This window comes from Draconibacterium sediminis (assembly GCF_000949475.1).
Taxonomy (GTDB): domain Bacteria; phylum Bacteroidota; class Bacteroidia; order Bacteroidales; family Prolixibacteraceae; genus Draconibacterium; species Draconibacterium sediminis.
In genome coordinates this window covers 289,174-300,937 of the sequence record NZ_JRHC01000003.1, presented here as the reverse complement: position 1 = coordinate 300,937, position 11,764 = coordinate 289,174, and the positions used below count along the sequence as shown (strand labels likewise).

Annotated in this window: 7 protein-coding genes; 5 read left to right on the top strand and 2 right to left on the bottom strand. The window is 42.8% G+C overall.

Annotated elements, in window-relative coordinates:
* The first annotated feature begins 219 nt into the window (after positions 1-219).
* The gene (locus LH29_RS13675; RefSeq protein WP_045030717.1) at positions 220-1,413 is read left to right on the top strand and encodes a tetratricopeptide repeat protein; all 1,194 of its coding nucleotides are present in this window, start codon (positions 220-222) and stop codon (positions 1,411-1,413) included.
* A 133-nt stretch (positions 1,414-1,546) separates the two neighbouring features.
* Complete coding sequence (locus tag LH29_RS13670) at positions 1,547-2,416, top strand: sugar phosphate isomerase/epimerase family protein (protein ID WP_045030716.1); 870 nt, start codon at positions 1,547-1,549, stop codon at positions 2,414-2,416.
* 353 nt (positions 2,417-2,769) lie between these two features.
* Here LH29_RS13670 and LH29_RS13665 read toward each other — a convergent pair whose 3' ends face one another.
* The gene (locus LH29_RS13665; RefSeq protein WP_045030713.1) at positions 2,770-3,480 is read right to left on the bottom strand and encodes a hypothetical protein; all 711 of its coding nucleotides are present in this window, start codon (positions 3,478-3,480) and stop codon (positions 2,770-2,772) included.
* Between the two features lie 389 nt (positions 3,481-3,869).
* On the opposite strand from LH29_RS13665, the gene LH29_RS13660 reads away from it, so the two are divergent.
* A complete protein-coding gene (locus tag LH29_RS13660; RefSeq protein ID WP_045030711.1) occupies positions 3,870-4,889 on the top strand; it encodes a pirin family protein in 1,020 nt (339 codons plus the stop codon).
* A gap of 183 nt (positions 4,890-5,072) precedes the next feature.
* Here the strand turns inward: LH29_RS13660 and LH29_RS13655 are convergent, their stop codons facing one another.
* Positions 5,073-7,799 (bottom strand): glycoside hydrolase family 78 protein, encoded by a 2,727-nt coding sequence (locus LH29_RS13655; RefSeq protein WP_082063702.1) that lies wholly within the window; start codon positions 7,797-7,799, stop codon positions 5,073-5,075.
* A 315-nt stretch (positions 7,800-8,114) separates the two neighbouring features.
* Between LH29_RS13655 and LH29_RS13650 the strand changes: the two genes are divergently transcribed.
* Together LH29_RS13650 and LH29_RS13645 are read left to right on the top strand one after the other, a co-directional pair.
* Complete coding sequence (locus LH29_RS13650; protein ID WP_052670933.1) at positions 8,115-9,965, top strand: M14 family metallopeptidase; 1,851 nt, start codon at positions 8,115-8,117, stop codon at positions 9,963-9,965.
* A gap of 2 nt (positions 9,966-9,967) precedes the next feature.
* Positions 9,968-11,692 (top strand): M14 family metallopeptidase, encoded by a 1,725-nt coding sequence (locus LH29_RS13645; RefSeq protein ID WP_157493694.1) that lies wholly within the window; start codon positions 9,968-9,970, stop codon positions 11,690-11,692.
* Positions 11,693-11,764 lie beyond the last annotated feature (72 nt).

Here is an 11,764-nt window from a genome sequence, read left to right as displayed (position 1 = left end):
AAAAAAAATAATCAGCCTGTGGCTGATGTACGGATTAAAATCCGCACCAGCGAAAGGACAGGCTGGCAATCAAAGTGTTTTACCCAGCCAACTTTTGCTTTTATTAGATTATATTTACATTTAAAGCGACAAAACTTAAAACCATCAGATACCCACCCTATAAGAATATGTACACAAAAGCGGGGATTTGAACACGTTAGGCAACATAAACAACAAAAAATGAAACTAAAACTTACACTAATTCTGCTATTTTGCGTCACCATTTCCTTTGCCCAAAAAGGAGTAATAGCAGAAGCGAATAAGCTTATTGAATCAAAAAAATATGAATCGGCATATAAGCTGTTGGACAATGCCGATCCGAATAATGAAAAACCGGAAATTGCAATTGCCAAAACCAATCTGGTGTTAAACTACTACGTTACAACTAAAATGCACCAGATTTTTGCATTAAAAGACTTAACTCCGGGCGAGAAACTGGCAGCAATTCGCGGAAGTGAAGGTAATTTTTCCAACTACAAATTTTCGCCAAATACGGTATTGCCCGACCTGATTGAGAAATATCCTGATAATTATGAGTTACAAAAAGAATTAGGGAATTTCTATCATGAGATTCATTTAAAATACGACGATAACTGGTTATTGCCGGATTCGGTTTTGGTCGACAAATTTAAAAGCTATTACCTGACTGCCTATAAAAAAGGAGTGTTTGATTCCTGGTCGGCTTATGGTATCGGTTATGCCTGTCTTATCAACCTCGACTACGAAGCATCTATTCCATTTTTTAAAAAATCGATCGAACTAAACAGCAAGGATCCCTACAGTAATTATAATCTTGCCTATGCCTATTTATACACTGATCAAACTGAAAAAGGCATCGAAAGTGCAAAAAAAGCATTGGACCTGTATAACGATGCTGAAAATAAGTCGAATGTGGCCAGAATGATTGCCGTAATGTACCTGGAGCTTGAGGATACGGTAAATGCCATGGAATATTACAAAAAATCGGATGCCATTCAACCCGGTAATTATTCCACTGTAAAAGCACTGCTTGAGTTGGAAATGGCGCTGAATACGGAAGCCTACAGGGAGCGCACAAAGCAGTTGTTCTTAATAGCTCCGGAAGCTCCAATAATTTATCAGGACCTGATGACATTTTACTGGAGTAATAATAAACCCGACGAGTTGCTTCAGTTCTTTTCAGAACAAATCAGCGACTATTCAACCGACTATACAGTAAGCGGAAATTTAAAATTCTATACCGCTTTAGTTCAGCACGACAAAAAAGATTTCAGGAATGCCAAGTTGAATTTCCGCTTAGCAAAAGAAGCCTATGAAAAAGTATTTGCCGCTGATCATCAGGTGTTCAAAGTAATTGAATCGTATAACAATAAATTGGCAAATTACGGTTCCTAAGCGTTTTATTTTTGTTGCGGAATTTGTGCAGATTGTTGTCTTTTCCTGTATTTGAAGGTAAAGAACGCCATTCCATTCCGAATTGCGGTTCGGTAAAATATTTCTATCTTATCGTGGCCTAAAACCTACAATTATGAAACATTTTGCACTTGTTATTTTCTGCCTTGTTTTATCCACCTTACTTTTTGCCCAGTCGCCAAAATTAAAAACCAGTTTAAATGCCTACTCGTTTAATCACCTTCTTTCGGAAGGGCAAATGAACCTTGACGAGCTGCTGGAATTTTGTGCTGAAACCGGATTCGATGCGGTGGATTTAACCGCCTACTATTTCCCCGGCTACCCTGCCGTTCCCTCCGACGAGGTGCTTTACAAGGTTAAACGCAAAGCCCATGAACTGGGTCTGGAGATAAGTGGTACCGGAGTTCGTAACGATTTTACCAGTGGCGATCCAAAGTCGTTGGAAGAAAACATTCAACTGGTGAAAAACTGGATAATTGCTGCCGAAAAAATGGGCGCACCGGTTCTGCGCATTTTCGCCGGACAGTCGAATCCGGGACAGTTCGAAAACCAGGAAATTTTTAATTCGATGATTGCTGCCATCCGCGAATGTGTTGCGTTTGGTGCCGAGCATGGAGTAATCGTTGCCATCCAAAACCATTGGCAGTTTATTAAAACTTCAGATCATGTCCTACAACTATTTGAAGAGATTCATTCCGAATGGTTTGGGCTGGTTCTGGATGTGGGAAGTTATCGTTTGGGCGACCCCTACCAACAAATTGAAGCAAGCATACCCTACGCCGTAAACTGGCAGTTAAAAGAACAGGTGTATGTTAACGGGGAACCGGTAAAAACCGACCTTGAGCGGATTATGTATCTCATTAAAGCATCGTCATATCGCGGATACGTTCCTATCGAAACACTGGGAGAAGGAGATTACAGGCAGAAAGTAAAAACCTTTTACCAGGAAGTTACCAACCAATTACACCTTGTAAACGGCCAATAAGAAACAAAACCTCCCCCATTTAATTCTCCCGGGCCTCCGCTACCGCGCGAATCCCTTCGCGTGGAGTAATGTTACTTCTGTTTTCGCATTTTCACCCGTCCCTGCACACAATATTGCCCTGCGAGTATATAAATATAGCCTGCGAGCTACTAATATTGCTATGCGAGTGACTAATATCGTTATGCGAGCTATTAATATTCAGTTGCGAGTATAGCTCGCAGCCATTTATATATAGCTCGCTTGTATATATTTTTAGCTCGCACGTATTTATTTCTTACTCGCACCACTATTTATATAGCTCGCACCTAAATATTAGTAGCTCGCTCATGAATATTTTGCACAGGGAAAGGGATTTAGTTGTCGGGGATGCTTCTACGCCCGTTCTTTTTCTTCCAGAATTGGCTAACATAACCCACATAGCGGTCTTTTCGGTGGCGGAAGATGTACTGGCCGGCCGCGCGGAGTTCCGAAACTTGTTGATGTAAGGTCCAGAACGCCTTATTACGCGCAACTACCGTTTCATTTAAACGGGCATTTTCGTTTTTAGTCTGTGCCCACAAACCGGCCAACTCTTTCGATTTTGCCGTTGCTGTGTCGAGCAAGTCCATATCAAATCCAATAACAGTAAGTAGTTGCGTGTATTTTCGCCCCAGTAATGCCAGATCATTCAGGTCCTGAATAAGATTTGCGTAGCTGTTACCTTTTGTAATATATTTTAGCCTGGCTAATAAATCGGGATTATTCCGAAAGGCAAAACGCAAGGCACGAATCAATTCGGCCTCTAATTTACTGGCCTCCGGCTGCTGTAATTTCCATTGCACCTGTACTTCGCCCGGAGTTTTTAGTTTCTTTTTCCATAGCGTTTGGGCATCACGACAGGCTTTAATATTTTCCGGCAATGTGTTAATCATTTCCTCATCAACACCGGCTTTTACCAACTCAGGTATATCATCAATACACCATACATAAAGGTTTTCGGCCTCCTGCAAAAAGGAAGCAACAGGTTGGTTGGGGCGCGACGATTTTATTTCGTTAGGTTGGGTTTTTTGTTTGATTGTTGGCATTTTTTTCGATTTGGGTGAATCAATATCTTTTTGTTAAGCACAAGATAGTTTAGATTTGATAAAAAGGCAAATTGCTTTATCAGCTGATATATTTTAAAATCACGCCCTCGTAGTCAACTCTTTTAAATAGTGTTAAAACGCCACTATTTTCAGGCTTAACCCGAACATTTTCTCCCGCTTTTTGTGTTAGGTACTGAACCGGCTCAAACAACGGGCCACAGCAATTTAAAAGAAACAATGCAAATCAAGGTTTGAAAATAGTACAGTAAAATGCTGATTTTCTCCCTTTTTCACCTCGATAATGAAGGAAGAAAGCGGGAAAATCCTTGTTCATAGGTGTCCATATTCCAGATCAAACTCTGATTCGCATAAACAATAAAATCATAACTATGAATAACAATTCAATACTTCGTGTAGAACCTTTGGGAGCTCCGTGGAAAGCACAAGATCCATTTTTGTTTTGTGCCTATCATCGCGATAAATTCCCCGCGGGAAATGAAAAAATGGGCCTTGATGCCGATCAGTTAAAGGGTAGAAATATTGGTCAGGATTTTACGGGTAAAGACGGCTTCAGCATGTATCATGGAAAAGTGGTGCCGGGCTTTCCTTACCATCCGCACAGGGGTTTTGAAACGGTTACCGTTGTAAAGGAAGGGGTAGTTGACCATTGTGATTCCTTCGGTGGTGCCGGACGCTATAAGGAGGGAGATGCGCAATGGCTAACTGCAGGAAATGGTGTTCAACATTCTGAAATGTTTCCGCTTGTTAATGCAGACAAAGACAATCCGCTCGAACTTTTTCAAATATGGCTCAACCTGCCCCGAAAAAGTAAGTTGGTTGAACCGCATTACAAAATGCTTTGGAAAGAAACGATTCCTGTTATTCAATCAAAAAATGAAAACGGGAAAGTAACGGAAATCAATATTATTGCGGGTACATTGAATGGGGCTAAAGCTCCAAACCCTAATCCTAATTCGTGGGCAGCTGATCCTGAAAATGAAGTTGCCATTTACACGATAAAAATGGAAGCAGGAGCAACTTACACGCTCCCTGATAAAGCAGAAGAGGTGAATATAAACCTCTATTTTTACCAAGGAGATGCTATCACAATAGAAGGCGAAAGCATAGCGGTGAATAACAGAATTACATTAAATCCAATAGCAGAAAAGACGATTGTGAATGGCGGTAAAGATGCATTTCTGCTATTACTGCAGGGAAAACCAATTCAGGAACCGGTAGCACAATATGGCCCGTTTGTGATGAATACCGAACAGGAAATAAGAGAAACGATACATGAGTACCAGAAAACACAGTTCGGCGGATGGCCCTGGCCAATGAAAGAACAGGTATTTGAACGATCGAAAGGCCGCTTTGCCCATTATGCTGACGGAACAGAAGAACAAAAATAATAACAGCAAAAAAGTAACAATTTAGGATGCTGTTTTGCACCGTGGCTTTAGGGCGGTGATATTTATGATAATATAAAAGGCTTTAGCGTTTAATCGGTAAGATTAATGGCTAAAGCCTTTTATATATCCTTAATTCTGATCACCGGGCTAAAGCCGCGGTGCAAAAAAAAAATCAACTTATTCCTATTCTGCCATCGGATAACTAAAGGTATAAGTCCCCGACCCCACTGAAACAGTTACGTCGGTTCCGGTTTGTTTGGCGCTTGATTTTAGATCGCCGTCCATATTTATTTCGGCTACTTTCGCTTTTGGCAGCACCACCTCGGCAGAAGTGTTAGCAGGAACTTCAACCTGGTAGATCATCTGTCCGTCGCTGATCTTCCAGTCCGATTTAATCGGGCCATACACCGAATTAAACGTTGCATCAACCTGGGTTAAACCACCGCCCGGATTTGGTGCCAGGAAGAATTTCTTGTAACCCGGATTGTTCTCATCCACTTTTATTCCGGCCACATGGTTGTACAACCACTCGCCAATAGCGCCGTAAGCATAGTGGTTAAAACTGTTCATTCCCACATCCTGGAACGATCCGTCGGGTTTCTGTCCGTCCCAACGCTCCCAGATGGTTGTTGCTCCCTGTGTTACCGGGTATAACCACGACGGATAATCCTTGCGGTTCAGCAACATAAAGGCCAGATCGTCGCGGCCAATTGCCGATAAAGTCGGGCATAAAATCGGAGTTCCCAAAAAGCCGGTGGTCAGGTGTCTGAATTTCTCTACATCCTTTGCCAGGTAATCAGCTGCATCATCAACCATACTGTCGGGCAAAATGCCAAAGGTAAGTGCAATAACATACGCCGTTTGTGTGTGCGAAACCAGACGTCCGTTAGGCGTTACAAACTCATCGTTGAACGCTTCCTTAATGTTTGCTGCCAGTTGTTTGTACTTTTGAGTATCTTGTGGTTTACCGATTAGCTGAGCGATTTTGGCTGTCAAAGTAGTTGTGTAGTAAAAGTAAGCCGTTGCCAGCAGATCTTTTTCGGTAGTAGCACCCGGGTAATCCGAGCGGGTTGTGGCATAAGCCAGCCAGTCGCCGTAATGAGTATCGCCTGTCCACAGGTAATCGTCGCCTGCCCTTTCGTTCATATAACCTACCCACTTGGTAATGGCCGGGTAATTTTCTTCCAGAATGCGTGTATCGCCATAAATTTTATACACCGACCAGGGAATAACAGCCACTGCATCGGCCCATCCGGTAGCACCTCCCTGCCCGTTCAAAACATCAGGAATAACATGCGGAACAACGCCGTTATCCAATTGATCGGCTGCCACATCTTTCATCCATTTGGTGTAGAAAGCAGCCACGTTAAAATTGTATCCGGCAGTCATACTAAACACCTGCGCATCGCCAGTCCAGCCTAAACGTTCGTCGCGTTGCGGACAATCGGTTGGTACATCAAGGAAGTTGCCTTTTTGTCCCCACTGAATATTATGCTGCAGCTGGTTTATCATTTCGTCGTTACAAACGAATGTGCCTGTTGGTTCCATATCCGAATAAATAACCACACCGGTAATATCTTCTTTCGCCGGAATCTCATCAAAACCAATCAACTGTAAATAGCGAAATCCGTGAAAGGTGAATTTTGGTTCGTAAACCACCTCGCCGTCTTTCCCAAAAATATAGGTATCGGTACATTCGGCACCCCGCAAGTTAGCGGTATAGAAATTACCCTCTTTATCGAGCACTTCGGCAAATTTCAGTTGCACTTTCTGCCCTTCTTTACCTTTCATTTTTATGCGTATCCAGCCCACCATATTCTGGCCCATATCGTACACCTTTTCGCCATTTGGTGTGGTAATAAATTCAATAGGCTTGATTTCTTCAACAGCTTTAACAGGGACGCCCTGCGGTGCAATTAAAAGATCCTTTGGTTGATCTACTTCTTCAACACTTTTCCAACCGTCTGCAGTATACCCGGTGTTGGCCCAGCCGGTAAGTTCCATACGTGCATCGTAAGTTTCTCCATTGTAGATATCCGATTTGCGAATCGGGCCATTATTTACCTTCCAGTTTTTATCGCTAACTATCCACTCACTACTTCCGTCGGTATAATCGATTTTTAGCTGGAATAACAGCGCCAGATCATTTCCATAGTATCCGTTGGCACTCACCCATCCAATATTTCCGCGGTACCAGCCATCGCCCAAAACAACGCCAACAGCGTTCTCTTTTTGCAGCATTTCAGTAACATCGTAAGTCTGGTATTGCAAACGTTTATTGTAACTCGTCCAACCCGGAGTAAACAACTGGTCGCTCACTTTTTCGCCATTTAAAAACAGCTGATATAACCCGTGCGACGTTACATAGGCACGTGCCGATTTAATACTTTTTGAGGTTGAAAATTCATTCCTATAGTATTGCGCCGGTTTTGAATCTTCCGATTCCGGTTCGTTGGGCAAGGTAATCCACGAGGCTTTCCATAACTCAGGTTCCAGAATTCCCATTTCCCAATAGGCTGGTTCGCTCCAGGAACTCGCTTTTCCGGTGTTATCCCACACACGTACCTGCCAGTAAACACGTTGCATCGACTCAGGTTGCGGGCCGCCATAAACCACATTTACCGACTTATCGGATTCAACCTTTCCTGAATTCCACAACTGTTTGCTTTTTGATGCCAGGTCTTTCACCGAGCCTGCCGCCCTGATTTCGTAAGCCGATTGAACAACATTCTGTTGATCGGAATAAAGTTGCCAGCTTAACCTTGGCTGTTCAACATCAATGCCCACAGGATTTTCGTGATACTCGCAAACGAGTTTCTTCACACTTGTTTTTGCACAAAGCACCGATGAAAACACACTTAGAAATACAACTAATAGAAGTGATTTGATTAAAGCTTTTGAATGCTTCATTTTGTTTGATTTATTTGGTTTAGTAAAATTATGGACATAAAATTAAACCTCTTTAACAGCAATTACAATACATAAACTGATTATTTATTTATACTTTTTGACACAATCAAATACATTTCAGAATAAAATAAAAAGTAAAATCGTCACCAAAACCAGAAACAATATCAAATTTATGTCAGCAAATTCCACTTTTTTAATAAAAAAATGTAATTTTCATGCCGAAGTTTGAACATATTTCTTTCACCATTAGTATCAACAGTGCCTAATCGACGAATCAAAATTTTAATAAATCATTTAAAGAAAAACACATTTATTATGGTCAAAAAACTGCTTTATTTGTGCTTTTCCGGGATGCTTATATTTATAAGCTCCGGCCTAAAAGCGCAGTCTGACACCGGATTTGAAAAATACCACACCAACCGGGAGGTTCAGCAATTGTTAAAAGAATTCTCTTCGGGGAATGCCAAACTGCACACCATTGCCGAAAGTCCGGGTGGCGAACCGATTACCGTATTGGAAATTGGTGCAAACCTCAGCGATGTTCCGGCAATTTTTGTGGGTGCCAATTTCGAGGGGAATGTACCGCTGGCCACTGAAGGCGCATTGTACCTGGCGAAACTTTTGATGGATTCAACGGCTTATACCAAAGATGTAAAATGGTACATTATGCCACAACCCAACCCTGATGCTGCTGCGGTTTATTTTTCGGCTTTAAAAACCGGGCAGGCCACCAATCTTTTCAAAATAAACAACGATGGCGACGAGGCTACCGATGAAGATGGTCCGGATGATTTAAACGGCGACGGGCTGATCACTCAAATGCGTATTAAAAGTATTGAAGGCAGTTATATCGTTTCGAAAGAAGACGCACGGCTAATGAAAAAAGCCGACAAAAAGGAAGGCGAACGTGGCGTATACAAATTGCTGACAGAAGGAATTGACAATGACAAAGACGGGAAATACAACGAAGACGGCGTTGGCGGGATTAACGTGGGTATTTCTTTTCCGCATCTTTTCCCATACGAGAACAAGGAGGCAGGTTTATACGCCGGGCAAACTCCCGAGGTGTATGGAATATTGCGTTTTATTTTCGACCGCCCCGAGATTTCGATGGTGTACACTTTAGGTACATCAAACTTTTGCCTGGTTCCGCCCAAAGGAGGCCGTAAAGGCGATGCCAACCTCGACAAATTAAAAATACCGCGCCGTTATGCCACTATGCTTAACGCCGATGCCAATAAAACCTACACCATGGACGAAGCAATCGAGTTGTTTAAAGCGGTTGTGTCGCCGGGAACTGAAGTTACTTCATCATTGGTGGCCAGTTACCTGAGTTTGGGACCGGCGACTAATCCGTTGGAAGACGACCTGGTTTTTTATAAAAAATATGCCGAAGCGTATAAAAAGTACCTGAAAGCAAAAGATTTTAGTATCGAAACGCTCGATCCAACTCCGGCAAAAGATGGTTCGTTTGAATTGTGGGCCTATTATCACCTCGGCGTGCCTTCGTTTAGCATGCAACTATTTTCAATTCCGAAAGTAAAAGAAGAAGCGAAAAAAGAGGAGGAAAAAGAGGCCTCGGATGACAAGAAAAAGAAGGAGGAAAAGCCGGAGAAAAAAGATGAGTTGAGTGAAAAAGACAAAGCGTTGCTGGCTTATTCTGATGCAGAACTGGACGGAGCAGGATTTGTTGCCTGGACAAAAGTAGATCATCCCGATTTTGATGAAGTAGAAGTGGGGGGTTATGCACCTTACCTGGAAACAACGCCGAAAGCAGACAAAATTGAGTCGTTACTGGCAACACAATTGCCCTGGTTGCTCAAGTTGTCTACCGAACTTCCGGAGTTTGCCATTGCCGACAAAAAAGTGACGGATATGGGTGGCGGTATTTACAAACTGGAATTGTATGTAGCCAACAATGGCGCACTTCCCTACCCGATTTCGATGGGACAGCGCAATGGCCAGCCAGCTCCTGTAGTGCTTACGCTCGATGGCGAAGTGGAATTACTGGAAGGTAAACTACGCACTCCACTTGGAGCACTTGGTGCCAACCAGGTAAAAAAATACACCTGGCTGCTGAAAGCAAATAAAAACAAAAGTATTACTGCCACAATTGAGTCGACAGTTTTTACCGATGTAGTTGAACAAATTAAAATTGGAGGTTAATCATGATACGCAAAATATTTTCATTAGCAGCACTATTCTCGTTGGCAGTTGCGGTATTTGCCGCCAACGAACCAAAGATTGAAGTACCGCTACGTTTCGACCGTTATTACGATTACGACGAAGTTGTTGAAGCACTTGAGGTACTTCATGAGGCTTATCCTGATCTGACAAAACTGGAATCGATTGGAGAAAGCGAAGAAGGATTAAAAATTTATGCACTTACCATTAACAACAATAAAACCGGTGCCGAACACGACAAACCAGGTGTTTGGGTCGACGGAAACATTCATGGCAACGAGGTTCAGGCCGGAGAAGTGTGTCTGTATTACGCCAACATGTTGTTAACCAAATATGGAAAAAACGAGCAGGTTACCAAAGCTGTCGACAGCAACGTGCACTACATTATTCCCGTGGTAAATGTTGATGGCCGCAACCACTTTTTTAAGGACGCACATACACCAAGTTCAAGCCGCAGTATTCGCGTGCCTAAAGATGACGATGGCGATGGTTTATTTGATGAAGATGCCCCGGATGATCTGGATGGCGACGGCAGCATTTGCCAGATGCGCATAAAAGATCCGAACGGTGATTATAAACCCGATCCGGAAGATCCGCGTATTATGGTTCGTGTAAAACCCGGTGAAAAAGGGGAATACACCATTTTAGGCTCCGAAGGTATTGACAACGATGGCGACGGAAGATTTAATGAAGATGCTGAAGGTTACCTCGATCCGAACCGTAACTTTGGTTATCATTGGCAGCCACCATACGTTCAGCGTGGTGCCGGAAACTTTCCGTTTTCGGGCGTTGGCATAAAAGCGGTTGATGCATTTGCGGCAAAGCACCCCAATATCATCGTAAACTTTTCATTTCACAACTCGGGCGGTATGTGGCTTCGTGTTCCGGCTGATAATACAACGGTACTTCCGCCTTCGGATATTGCCGCCTACGATGTTATCGGGAAAGAAGCCATTAAAATAACTCCTGGTTATGTTTATATGTCATCATTTGATCTGTACCCTACCTTTGGCGACTCCGACGGGCAGATGTTCTTTGTACACGGTTCGTATACTTTTGTTGGCGAACTGTTTATGCGCGAAGATGAAACCTACAAAGCGAAAAGTGATAAACCTGCCGCCGGATCTGATAGCGACCGTAACGAGCGTAGTCGCGAACAACTGAAATTTAACGATAACGTTGTGCAGGGCGAATTGTACAAAGAATGGAAACCGTTTAATCACCCGGTTTACGGCGAAATTGAAATTGGAGGCTGGGTGAAAATGAGCTCTCGTTTACCACATCCATTCATGCTGCCCGATTTGGTGCACCGCAACGCTTCAGTGGTATTGCTGGCAGCCAACGAAACACCAAAAGTGGAAATGAATGTATTTGAGGTAAAAGAGCTGGACAATAACCTGAAACGAATTCGGGTTCGCCTGACAAACAAAAATGGTTTGTCGACCATGACGGCCCAGGCTGTTCATGATAAATTGTATACTGTCGACCACCTGAAAGTTTCGGGTGCCAAAGTTATTGCCGGCGGTAAAATTAACGATTACCGCCTCAATCAGGTTAGCTATAAAGAACATAAACCTGAGGTTCAGTTCTTTGCCATTCCGGGACACAGTAGTACTGAGTATGAATTTATTGTTCAGGGAAAAGGAGAAGTAACACTGGAATACATCTCGCAAAAAGCTGGTAACACCAGTACTTCGGTAACTTTGTAAAAAATAAGAGATCTCAAGATATGAAAGAGTGCTCGCGTCCGTCAGCACTCTTTCTTTACAGAATTTAATTTT